This window comes from Pseudomonas yamanorum (genome assembly GCF_013386765.1).
In the GTDB taxonomy this organism is placed as follows: domain Bacteria; phylum Pseudomonadota; class Gammaproteobacteria; order Pseudomonadales; family Pseudomonadaceae; genus Aquipseudomonas; species Aquipseudomonas yamanorum_A.
Genome location: NZ_JACARE010000019.1, coordinates 89487 through 108893, shown reverse-complemented (window position 1 = coordinate 108893; position 19407 = coordinate 89487). Strand labels below are relative to the sequence as shown.

The window sequence follows — 19407 nt, the reverse complement described above, 5'->3', positions numbered from 1 at the left end:
CAAGCTCCCTCGCCACATTGGGCGCGGCGTTCAGAATGAAAAAGGGGAAGCCACCGGCTTCCCCTTTTTGTGCATCACAACAGGCTTACAGCACCTGAACGATAGCCTTGGTCACGGCATCGATGTTGTTCTGGTTCAACGCCGCCACACAGATGCGGCCAGTATCCAGCGCGTAGATACCAAACTCGCTGCGCAGGCGGGTCACTTGCTCAACGCTCAGGCCGGAGTAGGAGAACATCCCGCGCTGGCGACCGACGAAGCTGAAGTCGTGGCCAGGAGCAGCCTTGGCCAGGTCAGCCACCATCTGCTCGCGCATGCCGCGAATGCGCAGGCGCATTTCGGCCAGTTCCGCTTCCCACTGGGCGCGCAGCTCAGGGTTGTTCAGCACCGCTGCCACGATCGCCGCGCCGTGGGTCGGCGGGTTGGAGTAGTTGGTGCGGATCACGCGCTTGACCTGGGACAGGATGCGCGCGCTTTCTTCCTTGGAGTCGGTGACGATGGACAGGGCGCCCACGCGCTCGCCGTACAGCGAGAACGACTTGGAGAACGAGCTGGACACAAAGAAGGTCAGGCCCGACTCGGCGAACAGGCGCACGGCAGCGGCGTCTTCGTCGATGCCGTCGCCAAAGCCCTGGTAGGCCATGTCGAGGAACGGCACGAGGTTTTTCGCCTTGACCACGTCCAGTACTTGTTGCCAGTCGGCCGGGCTCAGGTCGACGCCGGTCGGGTTGTGGCAGCAGGCGTGCAGCACAACGATGGACTGAGGCGGCAGGGCGTTGAGGTCTTCCAGCAGGCCAGCGCGGTTGACGTCGTGGGTGGCCGCGTCATAGTAGCGATAGGTCTGTACCGGGAAGCCGGCTTTTTCGAACAGCGCCTGGTGGTTTTCCCAGCTCGGGTCGCTGATGGCGACGACGGCGTCGGGCAGCAGTTGCTTGAGGAAGTCTGCGCCGATTTTCAAGGCGCCGGTGCCGCCAACAGCCTGGGCGGTGATCACACGGCCGGAGCTGATCAGTGGCGACTGCGCGCCGAACAGCAGCTTTTGCACGGCCTGGTCGTAGGCCACAATACCGTCGATCGGCAAGTAGCCACGGGCGGCGTGTTGCGCCACGCGAATGGCTTCCGCTTCGGCAACGGCACGCAAGAGTGGAATCTTCCCCTCCTCGTTGCAGTAAACGCCCACGCCAAGGTTGACCTTGGTGGTTCGGGTATCGGCGTTGAATGCTTCGTTGAGGCCCAGGATTGGATCGCGTGGTGCCATTTCGACAGCGGAGAACAGGCTCATTTTTGCGGCAGCTCTATAGAGAGTGGAGGGACGTGTCGCGCTCCAGCCGAATGCACTAGAGCGGTGCACAAACGGGGAGCTAGTATAGAGGCCATCACCGCTCGCGGCGACAGCCGAAACGGCTTTTCGGCCAAGTTTTTCGGTTTATTTACCGACCGTTAGTCTTATTGCAACATTGGCGGCCAGCGGCATGTAGGACGATTGCCTTGAAACCCGTCACATTCGCCTCCACTTCTACAGCTATCATGGTTTTTTCCTGCAACCTGCGCCGAACAGTCGCGGGTCGCGGTCTTTTTCGTCCCCGCTGCTCTTTCCGGCCCCGGGGTGACTCAAGAGGTACGTTATGTCGGATTTCCAGCTAGTCACCCGCTTCGAGCCCGCCGGCGATCAACCGGAAGCCATCCGCCTGATGGTCGAAGGCATCGAGGCCGGCCTGGCGCATCAGACCTTGCTCGGGGTGACCGGCTCCGGCAAGACCTTCAGCATCGCCAACGTGATCGCCCAGGTGAACCGCCCGACCCTGGTGCTGGCGCCGAACAAGACCCTGGCCGCGCAGTTGTATGGCGAGTTCAAGGCGTTCTTCCCGAACAACGCAGTGGAGTACTTCGTTTCCTACTACGACTACTACCAGCCGGAAGCCTACGTGCCGTCGTCCGACACCTTTATCGAGAAAGACGCCTCGATCAACGACCACATCGAGCAGATGCGTCTGTCGGCGACCAAGGCGCTGCTGGAGCGCAAGGACGCGATCATCGTCACCACGGTGTCGTGCATCTACGGCCTGGGCAGCCCGGAAACCTATTTGAAGATGGTGCTGCACGTCGACCGCGGCGACAAACTCGACCAGCGCGAACTGCTGCGGCGCCTGACGAGCCTGCAATACACCCGCAACGACATGGATTTCGCCCGGGCGAGCTTCCGCGTGCGCGGTGATGTGATCGACATCTACCCGGCGGAATCCGACCTGGAAGCGATCCGCATCGAACTGTTCGACGATGAAGTCGAGAGCCTGTCGGCCTTCGACCCGTTGACCGGCGAGGTGATCCGCAAGCTGCCGCGCTTTACCTTCTACCCGAAAAGCCACTACGTGACCCCGCGTGAAACCCTGATGGGCGCCATCGAGGGCATCAAGGGCGAACTGGTGGAGCGCCTGGAATACCTGCGCTCCAACAACAAGCTGGTGGAAGCCCAGCGCCTGGAACAGCGCACCCGCTTCGACCTGGAGATGATCCTCGAGCTGGGCTACTGCAACGGCATCGAAAACTACTCGCGCTACCTCTCGGGCCGCGAGTCCGGGCAGGCGCCGCCCACCCTGTTTGATTACCTGCCGGACGACGCCTTGCTGGTGATCGACGAGTCCCACGTCAGCGTGCCGCAGGTAGGCGCGATGTACAAAGGTGACCGTTCCCGCAAGGAGACGCTGGTGGAATACGGTTTCCGCCTGCCGTCGGCGCTGGACAACCGGCCGATGCGTTTCGACGAATTCGAAGGCATCAGCCCGCAGACGATTTTTGTCTCGGCCACGCCGGGTAACTACGAGGCCGAACATGCCGGGCGTGTGATTGAACAACTGGTGCGCCCGACTGGCCTGGTGGACCCGCAAATCGAAATCCGCCCGGCGCTGACCCAGGTGGACGACCTGCTCTCGGAAATCACCAAGCGTGTGGCCCTGGAAGAGCGGGTGCTGGTCACCACGCTGACCAAGCGCATGTCCGAAGACTTGACCGATTACCTGGCCGACCACGGCGTGCGCGTGCGCTACTTGCACTCGGACATCGACACCGTGGAGCGCGTGGAAATCATCCGCGACCTGCGCCTGGGCACCTTCGATGTGCTGGTGGGGATCAACCTGCTGCGCGAAGGTTTGGATATGCCGGAAGTGTCCCTGGTGGCGATTCTGGATGCCGACAAGGAAGGCTTCCTGCGGTCCGAGCGTTCGCTGATCCAGACCATTGGCCGCGCGGCGCGGAACCTCAATGGCCGGGCGATTCTATACGCGGACCGGATTACCGGCTCCATGGAGCGGGCGATTGGTGAGACCGAGCGTCGTCGTGACAAGCAGATTGCTTACAACCTGGAACATGGCATCACGCCCAAGGGCGTGTTCAAGGACGTGGCCGACATCATGGAAGGCGCGACTGTGCCGGGCTCGCGCAGCAAGAAGCGCAAGGGCATGGCCAAGGCCGCGGAGGAGAACGCCAAGTACGAAGCGGAATTGCGTTCGCCGAGCGAGATCACCAAGCGTATTCGTCAGTTGGAAGAGAAGATGTACCAGTTGGCGCGGGACCTGGAGTTTGAAGCGGCGGCGCAGATGCGCGATGAGATTGGCAAGTTGCGCGAGCGTCTGTTGGCTGTTTGATTTGCGGTGCCGGGTCTGGCCTCATCGCAGGCAAGCCAGCTCCCACATTGATCGGTGTTCTTCTGAACAACTCGGTCTACTGTGGGAGCTGGCTTGCCTGCGATGGCGGCACCTCGGTCTAATGAGACTCCCCAGCCTTAAGCCCCGCCGGTAACGCCTTGGTCAACAAGATCGCCACCATGCTGATCCCCAGCGCCAACCCCACAAAGTGAAACGCATCGTTATAGGCCATGATCTGCGCCTGCTGATGGGCAATCTCACTCAACTTCCCCAACGCCGCCGTCTCGTTGCCAAACTTCTCGGTCAACGTCGCCATCCGTTCCGCCACCTGCGGATTGGTCGGCACAATCGCCTCCCGCAGATAATCAAAGTACGTCTTGGTGCGCGCATCCAGCAGCGTCGCCAGCAATGCGATCCCGATCGCCCCACCCAGATTTCGCAGGATATTAAACAGGCTCGACGCCGACCCCGCGTCTTTCGGCATGATGTATGCCGTGGCAATCAACGAGATCGTCACCATGATCAACGGCTGCCCCAGCGCGCGGATGATCTGGATCCGGTTGAACTGGTCGCCGGCAAAGTCCGGGTTCAGCACCCCCGACGAAAAACTCGCTAACCCGAACAGCCCGAACCCCAGGGTGCACAGCCATTTGGGCGACACGTATTTCATCAGCTTGGGCACCAGCGGAATCAGGAACAACTGCGGAACCCCCATCCACATGATCACTTCGCCGATTTGCAGCGCGTTGTAGTTCTGGATTTGCGCCAGGTACAGCGGCAGCAGGTAAATCGAGCCGTATAACCCCACGCCCATCCCCAGGCTCGAAATGCTCGACAGCCCGAAGTTGCGATTGCCGAGGATGCGCAGGTTGATCAGCGGGTTGGGCTTGGACATCTGCACGATCACAAAGGTGATCAGGCTCAGCAGGGCGACGGTGCCCAGGCTCACAATCAGGCTCGATTCCAGCCAGTCCTTGCGATGGCCTTCCTCCAGGAACACCTGCAAACACCCGAGGCCCACAGCCATGGTGACGATGCCGAGGTAGTCGGTGCTTTTGAGCAGGTCCCAGTTGGAATCCTTTTTCTCCAGCCCGTACAGCAGGCCGGCGATCATGATCAGGCCCGGCGGGATGTTGATGTAGAAGATGTATTCCCAACCCCAGTTCTCGGTCAGCCAGCCGCCGATGGTCGGGCCGATGGACGGCGCGAAGGTGGCGGTCATGGCGAACATGGCCATGCCTTTGGCGCGGTGGTGTTCGGGCAGCTTGATCAGCGTGAGGGTGAACGCCAGCGGGATCAGTGCGCCGCCGGTAAAGCCCTGCAAGGCGCGGAACACGATCATGCTTTCCAGGCTCCAGGCCATGGAGCACATCAGCGAGGCGATCAGGAACCCGCCGGATACCCACACCGCCAGCCGACGCGCCGACAACAGCTGCACCAGCCAGGCGGTGAGGGGGATCATGATGATTTCGGCCACAAGGTAGGAGGTGGAAATCCACGAGCCTTCTTCCAGGGTGGCCGACAGCGCGCCCTGGATGTCCTTGAGAGAGGAGTTGGTGATCTGGATGTCGAGCACCGCCATAAAGGCGCCGAGCATCACGCTCATCACGGCTATCCAGTCGCGCCGGCTCGGTTCGCCGACCGGGGCCAGCAGTTGATCACCGGCCATCGTGCGGGTCTTGGATGTTCACTTTGACCGTCACCGACATGCCCGGGCGGATTTTGCCTTGCAGCGGGTTGTCGGCGGCGAAGGTCAGTTTTACCGGAATCCGTTGTACGACCTTGGTGAAGTTGCCCGTGGCATTGTCCGGCGGCAGCAGGCTGAACTGCGCACCGGAGGCGCCGAACAGGTTGGCCACGCGGCCTTCGATCGGGGTGTCGCCGTAGGCATCAAAGGTCAGCTCGGCCTTTTGCCCGGGCTGCATGTGGCCGATCTGGGTTTCCTTGAAGTTGGCCTGCACCCAGATGTCCTGGTCGGGGACGATCGACAGCAGGTAGGCGCCGGCCTGCACGTATTGCCCGTTGCGCGCGGCCCGCTGGCCGATCAGGCCGCTGATGGGCGCGTGGATTTCGCTGCGGGTCAGGTTCAGTTCGGCCTGGGCCAGGTCGGTTTTGGCGTTGGCGATCATGGCGTCGAGGCGCTTGATCTCGGCGTTCAGTGCGTTGACCTGCTGGCGCTGGCCCTGCAGGTCGGCCTGGGCCATGGTCACCTGGGAACGGGCGATATGGTTGTCGGCGTCGAGGGTGGTCACCCGTTCTTCCGATACGTAGCCTGGCTTGCGCAGGGTTTGCGCGCGGTTCAGGTCGATCTGCGAGCGGCCGAGGGTGGCCTGGCTGGAGGACACCTTGGCTGCACCGGCGGCGATCAGGCTGGCTTGTTGGGTGAGTTTGCTCTGGGCCTGCACGCGCTCGGCCTCGCGCATGGCCAGGGCGGCGTTGGCGCGGTCGACGGCGAGGTGGAAGTCGTCGCCTTCGAGCTTGACCAGCAACTGGCCCTTTTCCACGTGTTCGTTGTCGCCCACCAGCACCTCGACGATCCGCGCGCCGAGTTGGCTGGAGACCCGGGTGATCTCGCCCTGGACGTAGGCGTTGTCGGTGCTTTCATAAAAGCGGCCCTTGAAGAACCACTGGGCGAAAAAGCCCGCGGCGATCAGGATCACGATAAACAGGAAGATAAACAGGCGGCGTTTGAGCGGGGCAGGCATGGCGATCATGTCGGTAACAAAAGGTAATGGAATATAGCCAGCGAACGCTCTGGCAAATAGCCATGTCGAGTCTTGAGACCGGAGCTTGTCTCATATGCCCTTTGTTCGCCTCCCCACGCTGGAGCCCAAGGGCTTGGGGCTGTTACCATTCGCCCCTTGTTTCATTTTCAGTTTTATCGCCAATTCGAGACCCGCCATGACCACCGTCCGCACGCGCATCGCGCCATCGCCTACTGGGGATCCCCACGTAGGTACTGCTTACATCGCCTTGTTCAACTACTGCTTTGCCAAGCAGCACGGCGGTGAATTCATCCTGCGGATCGAAGACACCGATCAACTGCGCTCCACCCGTGAGTCGGAACAGCAGATTTTCGATGCCCTGCGCTGGTTGGGCATTACCTGGGCTGAAGGCCCGGACGTCGGCGGCCCCCACGGCCCGTATCGCCAGAGCGAGCGCAGCGACATCTACAAAAAGTACACCCAGCAGTTGGTGGACATGGGCCATGCGTTCCCGTGCTTCTGCACCGCAGAAGAGCTGGACCAGATGCGCGCCGAGCAACAGGCCCGTGGCGAAACCCCGCGCTATGACGGCCGCGCGCTGCTGCTGTCGAAAGAAGAAGTGGCCCAGCGCCTGGCCGCCGGCGAGCCGCACGTTATCCGCATGAAAGTGCCGAGCGAAGGCGTGTGCGTGGTGCCGGACATGCTGCGCGGCGACGTCGAGATCCCGTGGGACCGCATGGACATGCAAGTGCTGATGAAGACCGACGGCCTGCCGACGTACTTCCTGGCCAACGTGGTGGACGATCACCTGATGGGCATCACCCACGTACTGCGTGGCGAAGAGTGGCTGCCGTCGGCGCCGAAACTGATCCTGCTCTACGAATACTTCGGCTGGGAACAGCCGCAGCTGTGCTACATGCCGCTGCTGCGTAACCCGGACAAGAGCAAGCTGTCCAAGCGCAAGAACCCGACCTCGGTGACGTTCTACGAGCGCATGGGCTTCATGCCGGAAGCGATGCTCAACTACCTGGGCCGCATGGGCTGGTCGATGCCGGACGAGCGCGAGAAGTTCTCGCTGCAGGAAATGGTCGATAACTTCGACTTGTCCCGCGTGTCCCTCGGCGGGCCGATCTTCGACATCGAGAAGCTGTCGTGGCTCAACGGCCAGTGGCTGCGTGACCTGCCGGTGGAAGAGTTCGCCAGCCGTGTGCAGCAGTGGGCGTTGAACCCCGAGTACATGATGAAGATCGCGCCGCTGGTGCAGGGCAGGGTAGAGACCTTCAGCCAGGTGGCACCGTTGGCGAGTTTCTTCTTTGCCGGTGGCGTGAACCCCGATGTGAAGCTGTTTGAGTCGAAGAAGCTGTCGGGCGATCAGGTTCGCCAGTTGATGCAGTTGATCCTGTGGAAGCTCGAAAGCCTGCGCCAGTGGGAGAAGGATGCAATCACCGCGACCATCCAGGCGGTGGTTGAATCCCTGGAATTAAAACTGCGCGACGCCATGCCGCTGATGTTTGCTGCGATCACCGGGCACGCCAGTTCGGTGTCGGTACTCGATGCGATGGAAATTCTGGGCCCGGACCTGACGCGTTTCCGTCTGCGCCAAGCCCTTGATTTGCTTGGTGGTGTGTCGAAGAAAGAAAACAAGGAATGGGAAAAGCTGCTGGGCGCTATCGCCTAAGCCCGCTGTGGGAACGGCCAAACCCCGGTTTTCCGGGGTTTGCTCGGTAAGTGATTGTTATCTCGGCAAAAAATTTTGAAAATTGTTGAAAATAAATTTGACACGTTTCGAATACGCCATTAAGATTCGCCCCGTCCTCACCGACGAGGGGCTATAGCTCAGCTGGGAGAGCGCTTGCATGGCATGCAAGAGGTCAACGGTTCGATCCCGTTTAGCTCCACCAATTTACAGGTTCAAGGTCTGGCCACACCGTCCTTGAATTCGATCAGACTCAGCCTGATCACGTTGTATAGAAGGTTTGTGTCCCCTTCGTCTAGTGGCCTAGGACACCGCCCTTTCACGGCGGTAACAGGGGTTCGAGTCCCCTAGGGGACGCCAGTTTCAACAAGCAGCTCGAAAGGTCTGCTGCGCCGCGAGGCGAAAAATCCGGGGCTATAGCTCAGCTGGGAGAGCGCTTGCATGGCATGCAAGAGGTCAACGGTTCGATCCCGTTTAGCTCCACCAATTTACAGGTTCAAGGTCTGGCCACACCGGCCTTGAATCAGATCAGTTCTCAGCGCTGATCAGTTGTACAGAAGGTTTGTGTCCCCTTCGTCTAGTGGCCTAGGACACCGCCCTTTCACGGCGGTAACAGGGGTTCGAGTCCCCTAGGGGACGCCACGATTACCCGCTCTGCGGGATTTTTAAGGGTCATTCAATTATTGAATGGCCCTTTTGTTTGTCTGGCGTTTGGCCAATCTTCCTTCCTCTCCCTCACATGTTCTTCTGACCAATGGTCATGCCGGTGGCTTGCGAAATATTATTATGGTAATAATATTCGAGGCATGAGATTCGGAGGCAACGATGAACGATAAAAAAGCACAAACCCGCGAACGTATTCTGCAAGCAGCTGGCGCCGCCTTGATCCAGCGTGGCCCGGCCGAGCCCAGTGTTGGCGAAGTGATGGGCGCGGCGGGGCTCACCGTCGGTGGTTTCTACGCGCACTTTGAAAGCAAGGACGCGCTGATGCTGGAGGCGTTCACCGAGTTGCTGGCCCGACGTCGCGCCGCGGTTGAAGACATGGACTCGACGCTGACCGGCGAGGAGCGTCGCGCGCTGGTGGCGGCGTTCTACCTGTCACGCAAGCACCGCGACTCCACGTCCCACGCGTGCCCGATCCCGGCCACGGTGGGCGAGATGAGCCGCTTGCCGGACGAGTTCCGCCAAGCCTTGAATGAACACTGTGAATTGATGGCCGCACAGCTGGCCGCCAGCCCCGAAGACACCGACAAGGCGCTGGCCGACATGGCACTGATGATCGGTGGCTTGTCGCTGGCCCGCGCCCTGGGCCCGGGTGAGTTGTCGGATCGTGTGTTGCGTGCGGCCAAGTCCGCGGTGCGTTAAGAACGGCTTCTGGCCTGAGGAATGAGCGATGGGCACGTTGAAGTGGATTCGTGGCGTCAATGGCACCTTGGGCCGGCTGGCGCCGCAAACGGTGGCCAGCAAGATGCGTCGGGTGTTCATGACGCCTCGGGATCTGCCGCCCCGTGACTGGGAGTTGCCGCTGCTGGCGCAGTCGGAGCGCATCACGTTGCGTTTCGGCCTGTCGGCGCTGAAGTGGGGCCAGGGCCCGGCAGTGCTGTTGATGCACGGCTGGGAAGGGCGCCCAACGCAATTCGCCAGCCTGATCACTGCGTTAGTGGCGGCGGGTTATTCGGTGGTTGCCCTGGATGGCCCGGCCCACGGCCGCTCACCGGGGCGCGAAGCCCATGTGCTGCTCTTCGCTCGTGCCATGCTGGAAGCGGCGGCCGAGCTGCCACCGTTGCATGCCGTTGTCGGTCACTCCATGGGCGGTGCCAGTGCGATGCTGGCGGTCCAGTTGGGGTTGCGCACCGAGGCGTTGGTCAGCATCGCCGCGCCTTCGCGGTTCCTCGACGTATTGCGCGGTTTTGCCGGCATGGTCGGTCTGCCGGCGCGAGCGCGTTCGGCGTTTATCCAGGAGGTGGAGCTGACGATGGGCATGCCCCTCAAGCACCTCGACGTCGCTCACTATCAAATGAATATCCCGGGCCTGATCGTGCATGCCGAAGACGATACTTTCGTCTCGGTCAAAGCCTGCCAGGTCATCCATGACGCCTGGTTCGACAGCCGCCTGTTGCGCCTGGAGCAGGGCGGGCACCAGAAGGTGCTGGCAGACCCGCGTGTGATCGAAGGCGTACTGACGCTGCTGGCCGGCCGCCACGTGCCGGAGCGCCAAACCGCCTGAGCCATGGGTTACACTGCTCGCCGCCGACATTAATCGACCGGGAGCACCGCATGGGCTGGGACTTGGCAACGCCGTTTATCATCGATCTTCAGGTCGGTACCGAAGACATCGACGGCCTTGGACACGCCAACAACGCCGTGTACGTGTCCTGGCTGGAACGCTGCGCCTGGCGCCATTCCCAGCGCCTGGGGCTGGACTTGACCGAGTACCGCCGGCTGGATCGCGCCATGGCCGTGGTGCGTCATGAGATTGATTACCTGGCCGCCGGCTACGAAGGCGACGAGCTGCAGTTGGCGACTTGGATCGTCGACTGGGACCAGCGCCTGAAAATGACCCGACGCTTCCAGCTGGTACGCCCGCGTGACGGCGCCACCTTGCTGCGGGCGCAAACCACCTTTGTCTGCATCGAACTGTCCAGCGGCAAGCCCAAGCGCATGCCGTCGGAATTTCTTGAGGGTTACGGCCCTGCACTGCAAGGCGAATTACCTGCTGGCGTCTGAAACCAGTAAACTGCGCCACGTTTTTCGTTGAGTGTTTTCCATGCAAATTGCTTTGGCGCCCATGGAGGGGTTGGTCGACAACATCCTGCGGGACGTGCTGACCCGGGTCGGCGGTATTGATTGGTGCGTGACCGAGTTCATTCGGGTCAACGACCGCCTGCTGACGCCTGCCTACTTCCACAAGCTCGCCCCCGAGTTGCTGCACGGTGCCAAGACCGCTGCCGGCGTGCCCCTGCGCGTGCAATTGCTGGGGTCGGACCCGGTGTGCCTGGCGGAAAACGCCGCCCTGGCCTGTGAGTTGGGCTCGCAAGTGGTCGACCTGAACTTCGGTTGCCCGGCCAAGACCGTCAACAAGTCCCGTGGTGGTGCGGTGCTGCTCAAGGAGCCGGAGCTGCTCAACCAGATCGTCGAGCACGTGCGGCGCGCGGTGCCGGCGCATATTCCTGTTACCGCGAAGATGCGCCTGGGTTTCGACAGCCCGGACGGTGCGCTGGTGTGCGCCACGGCCCTGGCCGAAGGCGGCGCGGCGCATATCGTCGTGCATGCGCGCACCAAGGTCGACGGCTACAAGCCGCCGGCCCATTGGGAGTGGATCCCGCGTGTGCAGGAAGTGGTCAAGGTGCCGGTGTTCGCCAACGGTGATATCTGGAGCGTTGAAGACTGGCGGCGTTGCCGGGAAATCAGTGGTGTGGAAGACATCATGCTCGGTCGCGGCCTGGTGGCGCGCCCTGACCTTGCCCGGCAGATTACGGCGGCGCGTGCCGGCGAAGAAGTGGTGGAGATGACCTGGGCCGAGATGCAGCCGATGCTGCATGAGTTCTGGCGCCAGTCGGTGGAACAACTCACCGAGCGCCAAGCGCCCGGTCGTTTGAAGCAATGGCTGGCGATGCTGACACGCAATTATCCTGAAGCGGTGGAGCTGTTCACGGCGATGCGTCGTGAAACGGACCTGGACCAGGTCGCGCGCTTGCTGGGAGTGCCCGATCAGGCAGCCTGAGGCATTGGCGTTGCAAGATTAAGTTTATATATATAGAAGTTTCATCGCGTAATTAAAGGGGCACTCTGAGTGCCTCTTTTTTTGTGCCTGAAATAAACGATGTGCGAGTAAAGTTGTTGAAGTTGACGGGTTTTTGCCAGTGCGCACGGACCGCTCTCGGTGGCGCAGGATTTCTTCATGTGTGTAAAAAATAATGTGCGTCCGGTTTTAGTAATGCAGAAGTTTTAAGGCGTATAGGTTGAATTAGTTGGCGCGAGGTAATGGCGCGCGCGGTAACTAACACAAGTTAACTCCGTTATTCGATGCGAGTGATTTCATTACGTTGCATGCAGATCTGACTGTTGCGTGATATATCGGGTTTTTTTCGTACGAGACGAGACGGAATACGAATTTCTGCCGTATGTCCATAGGGAAAATTCTCTGCTTGTCTTATGGTTTCCTTATGTAAGGCTGGATTATCGGAACTCAATGGGCTCAGGTTCCACGAAAGTAGGGAGTGAGTTCACTCGTACATATTTAAAACCAAATGAAGACCATGACTTCCCAGGCCGTTTGCCGGTTCAGGGGAGCCTTGAAAAGGATAAGTCCATGTCTAATCTGTCGATTAATACTTCTGTTCCCATGAATCTCGACTATCGCTCATTGGACCAAGAGCAGGGCGGCGTGAATAAGCCTCGCAATAACCTGCTGCCAAACAGTTTTTCCAATGCAGTTGTTCGTGATCATGACGCAGGTTCAAAAGACAGTAACGTTACGGTGACCAGGGACTCGCTGCAGAAGTTGTTTGAGATGTTTGATTCTGTCGTGAAGGCGATGCGCAACATGTTAGCGACTCAAGGCAGCTTGCCCAAGCCGATGTCTGAGGTTGTCCCTTTACCTAAAGTCCCACCCGAGGCAGGTCCGGCACCGAAGGTTGTACCAGAGGCCAACCCTGCGTTGAAAGTGGCTCCTGCGCCGGTGCCTAAAGTGCAGGCGGATTTGGGGGTTTTGGCGAAAGTAATGCCCGGCCCTTTGCCTGAAGTAAGGCGGGATGCGGAGCCGCAAAACAAGCCGATGAATGATATTAACGTGACCGTTCAGGTCGCTAACTGCCACTGCCCCCATCCCGAGGCGAAAGTTGCACCGCGTACGACAGTGACACGAGAAATCGATGGCAGAGCCACGGTGGTTCCGCACTCGCCGGTAAAGCCGGGTGTTGATGCCAACACCCTGGTAGTGCCGAATCTGCCGATCCTGCCGCAAGTCGATACCAAAACGCTGGTGCTGCCACAGTCGCCGGTAAAGCCTGGGAACGATGGCAAAACTCCACTCATACCGCAGCCCCCCGTGAAGTCTGAAGTCGATAAAAAAACACCCATAGTCCCGCAGCCTGATGTAACGCCAGACGTGCGTCCCACGCCCGAGCCGGATTTGACTGCTCCCGGGCCTGCGGAAGACTGCTCGACCAACTCATTCAATAAATATAACCGCAGTCGGTTCGACAGCCCCCGGCAGTTCGATAACGGTCGTCGAACAAGGGCATAAGTTCGTCACGGTTTTTTTCAGGGTTTAACTAGAGGCGGTAGCTCCCCGTGCTCGTTAATGCAGGGGGAGCACGTTCCAGGAGGTGAGTGCATGTTTGATAAGGTGATTAATAGTCCAGCGATTATAAGGCCCGAGTACTTACAGTCTGGGGGACCTGCAACAGCGGCAGCGAAGAGTGCTCCAAAGAATATTAGCTTTGCGACCGATAACGCTTTGTCCTTTGGCGATAAAGCGCAAGGTGGCTTTCGCGACACCGCAGACAGTTCGCAGTTGCTCAAGAATATGCTTGAGATGTTCACGCAGTTTTTTGCGCAGTTGCAAAGCCTGCTGTCGGACAAGGGCACCAAAGTAAATCTCGATGCAACACCTGTCCCCACGACACCCGTACTGCCTAAACCGCACATCCCGCTGCCTGATCCCCGGGCGAGCCACCTTCCGGATCTTTCCAGCAAGCGTGACGGGGCCAAGGCTGATGATATCTGGGGCGGGTTCCGCCAGGGGCCGGACGGCAATTGCGTGACGATATCGGCCATCAAGGCGGCCATGGTGAAGTTTGGCCAGAGCCCAACGGATATCTATAAAGAAGTTCAAAAGGTCGCAGAGGGTTACCGGGTGACCATGCGCGATGGATTTGCTCTCACCCTGAGCCGTCAGGAGTTGGCAGAGGGCATTCGTGGGTCGAAGTTTGTCGGGCGCGACAAGGAGATGCTCAAGGATGCGCACTTTCTGTTTTCGGTCAGCGCCAAGCGGGCGCAGATGGAAAATAATGATGGCACTGCCCAGCGAAGTTATAGCGCTGCGGTGCGCAGTCTCAATGATGGTGAAGATGAAAGAGGCGCCGGGGAAGGGTTCCTGCGACTGGGCCTGAAGCAGCATATGAAGAAAGTGCCGGTGAGTGAACTTGCAAAAGGCACGCTGGGCATGGTCAATCGCACAGGGCATTCGGTGGCGGTGATCAACGGTATTGAAGAGTTGTATGGGAAAAAGGGCGGAGCGCCAAAACGTGGCGATGCCATTGCGTTGGTATGAAGCCGGTTAGTGTGGCTTACGTCTGAATAGAGTTCCGTTTTTTGGGCAACACCAGCGGTGGGGCGTCGAGTCAACCTCCTCCGGCAGGGTAACTGTGCCTGTTGGTTGGCTTGATGCGGTCTGGTTGTTATCGCTTGTTAAGTATAAACATGAAGGAGTGGAATATGGTTTGTTCAGTGTCGAGCGGTCCTGTTCGGATGATTAACATAAAAGATAATGAATTGTGGCACGTTCCATCTTCGGCCAAGAGTAGCCAGGAATTTATACCTGCCAGTAATGCTTCAGGTGTTCGGGATTCTGGAAATGTTTCCTGGGCGGACGTATTAACGTCCCTGCATACGATTGTGCGATGGCTGCGAGAGCTTCTCGATCGGGACGTGTTAACTACCGATAAAAACACAGTAACTCCAGACGCAGAGCCCCCGGTAAAAGTGATACCCGACAAGCAAGTACCGTTGGATACTCCCAAACCTGTCATGCCCGATTCCCCTGCAGATTTTTTCCTGAGAAAAAACGGCGGAAAACCTAAAGACATCGTTAACGCGTTCACTGCCACAGCACCCGGCTTTGGCGATAATGTTGATGTCAGTACCCACGCCGCTGTCATCAAGATGATGATGCTCAAATTTGGTCAAAGCCCTGCCGATGTATTTGATGAGGTAAAGCGGTCTACCACTGGTTATGACATCACCATGAAAGACGGTTTTACAGTCCATGTGGCTCATGATGAGTTAACGCGCGCAACCCGGGCAGCAAGATTTGGTGGCGGTGATGAGGGCGCGATACGGGATGCCAGTTTCATATTTGCCACTTTTGTGAAGCGCAAGCAGATGGAAACTTTGGAGCTCAGGGCGGACGCAAGCTTTGACGAGGCCCTGACAAAAACCTTGTCTGGTGAGTTTCCAAAGCGGGCTTTGGAAGGCATGGGCATGACGGGCTTTATGCAATACGTCCCTTCCAGTTTTCTACGGGGTAAGGATACCGTTGGCCTCGCTGAAACGCGTTATCTGGGGGCATCCCTGGTGCTGGATGGGGTCAGGTATAACTATCAGGCACGGGAGCGCCTTGGCGACAGCTATGGCTACAGGCTTACTGGTGATGAAACCCTTTCAGATGAGTTGCTTGTCGATCCCCGCAAGGGCACGGTTCAGGTTTCCAGTGTGCCGGTAGGTGTCAAACCCGAGAATATCTGGGCTGGCTTCTACCAAGGCGTGGAAGGTAACTGTGTGACGGTGTCGGCGATGAAAGCCGCGATGATGAAGTTGGGTCAAAGCCCAGCGGGCATCTACAAACGCATCAGCGCAACCGGTGATGGTTACGCAGTCGTCATGCGAGATGGTTTCAAGTTGCGCATTACCCACGAAGAGTTAAAAAAAGCCGAGCAACATTCCAACCTCAACGGTACTGACAAAGTATTGGTGAAGGATGCCAATTTTTTATATGCGGTGAGCGCCAAGCGGGCGCAGTTGGAAAATCATGAGGGTCGCGCCGGGCAGAGTTTTGAGACGGCTATGGAGACCCTCAACAATGGTGAGCTCCCCGGGGACGGATTCCGTCGATTGGGGCTCTACGCCTATACACGGCCGAGCACCGTTCAGGAGTTGGCCGGCGGGGTATTGGGCACCTTGGCCAACTTTCAGCACTCGGTCGTGGTGGTCAACGGTGATATCGACCTTTATGGTTATAAAGAATCGCTGCTGTCGTCGACCTGGAATAACAAGAGCGGCTACGCAGTAAAGTTGGTCTAAGGCCTACAACAACAGTTGCCTGAACCCCTCCATCGGCAGCGGTCGACTGTGCAAATACCCTTGGTACAAATGGCACCCCAAGCCCTGCAAAAATGCCAGCTGTTCAGGGGTTTCCACACCCTCGGCAATCACCTCCAGATTCAGGCTACGGGCCATGGCCACAATGGCGCGGATAATCTCCGCATCGTTAGGGTCGTGAGTCGCATCGCGTACAAACGACTGGTCGATCTTCAGCGCATCCACCGGCAGGCGCTTGAGGTAGGTCAGTGATGAATAGCCCGTGCCAAAGTCATCCATCGCAAAACTCACGCCGAGCTTTTTCAGGCGGCGCATTTTGCTGATGGTGTCGTCCAGGTTCTGGATCACGATGCCTTCGGTGATTTCCAGCTTCAGCAGCGTGAAGGGCAGTTGGTGAGTGCGCAGGCTGCGTTCCACCCGCTCCACGAAGTCGTTCTGGCGAAACTGCCGGGGGCTGATGTTGACGCACAGGCTGAAGTTCAGCGGGTCCACCAGGCCCTCGGCGATCAATTGCGCGAAGGTCCCGCAGGCTTCGTCGAGGATCCAGGTGCCCACCTCCAGGATCAGCCCGCTGTCTTCCAGCACCTTGATAAATTCAGTCGGCGACTGCGCGCCCAGTTGCGGGTGCTGCCAGCGCACCAGGGCCTCGGCGCCGACGATCCGGTTGCCCCGGGCATCCACCTGCGGCTGGTAGTGCACGCTGAATTCACCGCGAGACAAGGCCAGGCGCAGGTCGGTTTCCATGCGCAGGCGCTCGCTGGCGGTTTTCTGCATGCTGTTATGGAACATCTGGGTGGTGTTGCGCCCCGAATCCTTGGCCCGGTACAGGGCGATGTCGGCGCGCTTGAGCAGATCCGCCGGGGTGGAGCCGTGATCGGGAATCAGTGCCACGCCGATGCTGGGGGTGACCTGCAAGCGGTGGCCGTCGAGAAACATCGGCTCCGACAACAGCTCCCGCAGGGTGTCGGCCAGTTCCTGGACCTGGACACTGACTTGCGAGCGCGTACCTTCCAGGCCGCTGAGCAGCACCACAAACTCATCACCACCCAGGCGCGCCACGGTGTCTTCCATGCGCACACTGGCTTCGAGGCGTGCAGTGACGATTTTCAGCACCGTGTCACCCACCGGGTGGCCGAGGGAATCGTTGATGTGCTTGAAGTGGTCCAGGTCGAGAAACAGTAGCGCGCCCCGCAGGTTGTGGCGCTTGAGCAGGGCGATCTGCTGGCTCAGGCGGTCCATCAATAGCGCACGGTTGGGCAGGTTGGTCAGTGGGTCGTGATAGGCCAGGTGGCGAATCTGCGCCTGGGCGTTTTTCAGCAGGCTGACGTCCCGCGCGGTCAGCAGCAGGCACGGCGTTTCATTGAGGGTGATGGGCTCCACCGACACTTCCACCGCCAGCACGTCACCACGCTTGTTGTGCCAGAGCATTTCCAGATGATGGATGCGGCCCTTGATCTGCAGCTCGGCGAGCAATGCGGCGCGCTGGTTTTCGTCGGCCCAGATACCGATCTGGTACAGCGTCAGGCCAATCGCTTCTTCGGCACGGTAGCCGGTGAGGCGGCAGAAACCGTCGTTGACCTCCACGTAGCGCCCTGTATCGCGCTCTGTGATTGACACCGCGTCGGGGCTGGAGTGAAAAGCCTTGGCGAATTTCTCCTCGCTGGCCTTGAGTGCCGCTTCCGAGCGTTGCTGTTGGGTTATGTCCCGCAGGGTGGTGACGATGCACGGTTGGTCGCCCACCTGGATCAGGCGGCTGGAAATCACACAGTTCAGCGCCTGACCGTTTTTGTGATGGACGATGATTGCCACGTTGCTCAGGGCTTGTTCGCGAATCACCTGCTCAATGCGCTGCAGGCGCTGGCTGGACTCGTCCCACAGGCCGATCTGTTCGGCGTTGTTGTTGATCACCTCGGCGGCGGTCCAGCCGAAGGTCTGGGTGAAGGCCGGGTTGATCTCGATGAACTGCCCGGTTTCCAGGCGCGTGACGCAAATCGGGTCGGGGCTGGCGAGGAACAGGCTGGCAAATTTTTCTTCCGAGGCGATCAGGCGTTGCTCGCGTTCCACCTGGTCGGTGATGTCGAGCAGGGTCCCGGCCATGCGCAATGGCGCCCCCAGCTCATCGCGATAGAGGCGGGCGCGGCTCTCCAGGTAGCGCGAACTGCCATCTTCCAGTTGCACGCGGTAGGTCAGTTGGTAGTTGCCCGCCGGGCCTTCCCGCAGGGTGCGGTAGGCGTTGCGCATGTTCTCGCGCTCTTCATTGGGCATGCCTTCAAAAAAGGCCTCGAAGGATTCGTGGAACGGCTGGGGTTCCAGGCCGTGCAATTGGGCGGCGCGGGCCGAGCCGTAGAGCATGCCGCTGGGAATGTGCCAGTCCCAGGTGCCCAGCTGTGCCGAATCCAGCGCCAGGTCCAGGCGCTCCTGGCTGTCCTTGAGGGCTTGCTCGGCGTTCTTGCGTTCGGTGGTGTCGAGGAAGGTGCTGATCAGGTAGTCCTCGCCGTCCAGCTCGACTTTCTGGGCGCTGAGGGTGCCATCGTGGATTTGCCCGTTGCTGGCGCGAAACTGCACTTCCATGGTGATGGGAGTGCCTTTGCGCTGGGTGGCCTTGGTCAATAGTGCGCGTTGCTCGGGGTGCACCCAGAGGCCCAGGTCCAGGGTGCTGCGGCCAATGGCATCAGCCAGCGGCCAGCCGAACAGGCTTTCGAAGTATTGGTTGGCTTCGCTGATCAGGCCGTCGGCCTGGCGGGTCAAGAGCACCATCAGCGGGCACAGGTGAAACAGTGTGGCGAAGCGTTTTTCCGAATGGCTGAGGGCGTGTTCGCGTTCGCGCTGCTGGGTGATCTCGCGGATCACCCCGATCATCCGTCGGCGACCGGACTTTTGCGGCTGCAGGCTGCCGTTGATTTCCAGCCAGTGCAGGCTGCCATCCGGCCATTGGATGCGGTGGTGCATGGCCTGGGCGAACGGCTCGCCCGCGAGTACGGCATGAAACGCGCGAACCACTTTGGCGCGGTCCTCAGGGGCCAGCAGGTCGAGGTATTCCAGGTCTTTGGGCAGGGGCTGGCGCGGATCGAAGCCGAACAACGCCTGGGTGCCCCGGGACCAGCTTATCCGGCCGGTGTCGATGTCCCAGCTCCAGGCGCCCAGCCGGGCAGCGTTGAGCGCCGCCAGCAGTTGCGGCGCGCTGTCCCAGCTTTGCTCCGCCTCCTGTGGGTCCAGGGCGTGGATGCGGGGCAGGGGTGGCACGGAATCGGCGGGGTTGCGCATTATCAAAGGGCCTTGGCTCAATGGGCGTTCGGCGCGGGTTCACGGTCTAGGGGCCACG

Annotated in this window: 13 protein-coding genes and 4 tRNA genes; 13 read left to right on the top strand and 4 right to left on the bottom strand. The window is 59.8% G+C overall.

The genetic code is table 11. From position 1 onward, the window contains the following. Nucleotides 1-85: 85 nt before the first annotated feature. Nucleotides 86-1282 carry an amino acid aminotransferase gene (locus tag HX875_RS16640; RefSeq protein WP_177043962.1) on the bottom strand — a complete coding sequence of 399 codons (1197 nt, stop codon included), beginning with the start codon at nt 1280-1282 and terminating at the stop codon, nt 86-88. A 343-nt stretch (nt 1283-1625) separates the two neighbouring features. On the opposite strand from HX875_RS16640, the gene uvrB reads away from it, so the two are divergent. Next, nucleotides 1626-3641, top strand: a complete 2016-nt coding sequence (gene uvrB, locus HX875_RS16635) for an excinuclease ABC subunit UvrB (protein WP_017478784.1) — start codon at nt 1626-1628, stop codon at nt 3639-3641. Between the two features lie 118 nt (nt 3642-3759). Here uvrB and HX875_RS16630 read toward each other — a convergent pair whose 3' ends face one another. Together HX875_RS16630 and HX875_RS16625 are read right to left on the bottom strand one after the other, a co-directional pair. Continuing rightward, nucleotides 3760-5250: an MDR family MFS transporter gene (locus HX875_RS16630; protein ID WP_177044043.1), complete on the bottom strand. Its 1491-nt coding sequence runs from the start codon at nt 5248-5250 to the stop codon at nt 3760-3762. Nucleotides 5251-5299: 49 nt separating this feature from the next. Then, nucleotides 5300-6346, bottom strand: coding sequence for an HlyD family secretion protein (locus HX875_RS16625; RefSeq protein WP_177043961.1), 1047 nt, complete (start codon nt 6344-6346; stop codon nt 5300-5302). Nucleotides 6347-6542: 196 nt separating this feature from the next. On the opposite strand from HX875_RS16625, the gene gltX reads away from it, so the two are divergent. The 12 genes from gltX to HX875_RS16565 all read left to right on the top strand — a co-directional run bounded on the left by gltX (nt 6543) and on the right by HX875_RS16565 (nt 16067). After that, nucleotides 6543-8024, top strand: coding sequence for a glutamate--tRNA ligase (gene gltX, locus HX875_RS16620; protein WP_177043960.1), 1482 nt, complete (start codon nt 6543-6545; stop codon nt 8022-8024). Nucleotides 8025-8171: 147 nt separating this feature from the next. Continuing rightward, nucleotides 8172-8247, top strand: a tRNA-Ala gene (locus tag HX875_RS16615). 79 nt (nt 8248-8326) lie between these two features. Next, nucleotides 8327-8402: transfer RNA gene (locus tag HX875_RS16610), tRNA-Glu, on the top strand. Between the two features lie 50 nt (nt 8403-8452). After that, nucleotides 8453-8528: transfer RNA gene (locus tag HX875_RS16605), tRNA-Ala, on the top strand. 80 nt (nt 8529-8608) lie between these two features. Next, nucleotides 8609-8684, top strand: a tRNA-Glu gene (locus HX875_RS16600). Nucleotides 8685-8867: 183 nt separating this feature from the next. Further along, a complete protein-coding gene (locus HX875_RS16595) occupies nt 8868-9407 on the top strand; it encodes a TetR/AcrR family transcriptional regulator (RefSeq protein WP_177043959.1) in 540 nt (179 codons plus the stop codon). A gap of 28 nt (nt 9408-9435) precedes the next feature. Beyond that, nucleotides 9436-10269 (top strand): alpha/beta hydrolase, encoded by an 834-nt coding sequence (locus tag HX875_RS16590; RefSeq protein ID WP_177043958.1) that lies wholly within the window; start codon nt 9436-9438, stop codon nt 10267-10269. Nucleotides 10270-10319: 50 nt separating this feature from the next. Beyond that, nucleotides 10320-10769 carry an acyl-CoA thioesterase gene (locus HX875_RS16585; RefSeq protein WP_088422507.1) on the top strand — a complete coding sequence of 150 codons (450 nt, stop codon included), beginning with the start codon at nt 10320-10322 and terminating at the stop codon, nt 10767-10769. Between the two features lie 40 nt (nt 10770-10809). After that, nucleotides 10810-11766 (top strand): tRNA dihydrouridine synthase, encoded by a 957-nt coding sequence (locus HX875_RS16580; RefSeq protein WP_177043957.1) that lies wholly within the window; start codon nt 10810-10812, stop codon nt 11764-11766. Nucleotides 11767-12354: 588 nt separating this feature from the next. Then, nucleotides 12355-13290 carry a hypothetical protein gene (locus tag HX875_RS16575; RefSeq protein WP_177043956.1) on the top strand — a complete coding sequence of 312 codons (936 nt, stop codon included), beginning with the start codon at nt 12355-12357 and terminating at the stop codon, nt 13288-13290. A 90-nt stretch (nt 13291-13380) separates the two neighbouring features. After that, complete coding sequence (locus HX875_RS16570) at nt 13381-14319, top strand: hypothetical protein (protein ID WP_256348116.1); 939 nt, start codon at nt 13381-13383, stop codon at nt 14317-14319. Nucleotides 14320-14468: 149 nt separating this feature from the next. Next, on the top strand, nt 14469-16067 hold the full coding sequence (locus HX875_RS16565) for a hypothetical protein (protein ID WP_177043955.1): 1599 nt from the start codon (nt 14469-14471) through the stop codon (nt 16065-16067). A gap of 3 nt (nt 16068-16070) precedes the next feature. On the opposite strand, the gene HX875_RS16560 is transcribed toward HX875_RS16565, so the two are convergent. Then, entirely contained in the window at nt 16071-19349 is a 3279-nt protein-coding gene (locus HX875_RS16560) for an EAL domain-containing protein (protein ID WP_177043954.1), read from the bottom strand. Nucleotides 19350-19407: the final 58 nt, after the last annotated feature.

Bases quoted from the DNA above. Each gene is read 5' to 3' on its own strand.
- HX875_RS16585 (WP_088422507.1), top strand. From the start codon at position 10,320: ATGGGCTGGGACTTGGCAACGCCGTTTATCATCGATCTTCAGGTCGGT.
- HX875_RS16590 (WP_177043958.1), top strand. From the start codon at position 9,436: ATGGGCACGTTGAAGTGGATTCGTGGCGTCAATGGCACCTTGGGCCGG.
- HX875_RS16625 (WP_177043961.1), bottom strand. From the start codon at position 6,346: ATGCCTGCCCCGCTCAAACGCCGCCTGTTTATCTTCCTGTTTATCGTG.
- HX875_RS16595 (WP_177043959.1), top strand. From the start codon at position 8,868: ATGAACGATAAAAAAGCACAAACCCGCGAACGTATTCTGCAAGCAGCT.
- HX875_RS16640 (WP_177043962.1), bottom strand. From the start codon at position 1,282: ATGAGCCTGTTCTCCGCTGTCGAAATGGCACCACGCGATCCAATCCTG.
- HX875_RS16570 (WP_256348116.1), top strand. From the start codon at position 13,381: ATGTTTGATAAGGTGATTAATAGTCCAGCGATTATAAGGCCCGAGTAC.
- HX875_RS16575 (WP_177043956.1), top strand. From the start codon at position 12,355: ATGTCTAATCTGTCGATTAATACTTCTGTTCCCATGAATCTCGACTAT.
- uvrB (WP_017478784.1), top strand. From the start codon at position 1,626: ATGTCGGATTTCCAGCTAGTCACCCGCTTCGAGCCCGCCGGCGATCAA.
- HX875_RS16580 (WP_177043957.1), top strand. From the start codon at position 10,810: ATGCAAATTGCTTTGGCGCCCATGGAGGGGTTGGTCGACAACATCCTG.
- HX875_RS16565 (WP_177043955.1), top strand. From the start codon at position 14,469: ATGAAGGAGTGGAATATGGTTTGTTCAGTGTCGAGCGGTCCTGTTCGG.
- gltX (WP_177043960.1), top strand. From the start codon at position 6,543: ATGACCACCGTCCGCACGCGCATCGCGCCATCGCCTACTGGGGATCCC.
- HX875_RS16560 (WP_177043954.1), bottom strand. From the start codon at position 19,349: ATGCGCAACCCCGCCGATTCCGTGCCACCCCTGCCCCGCATCCACGCC.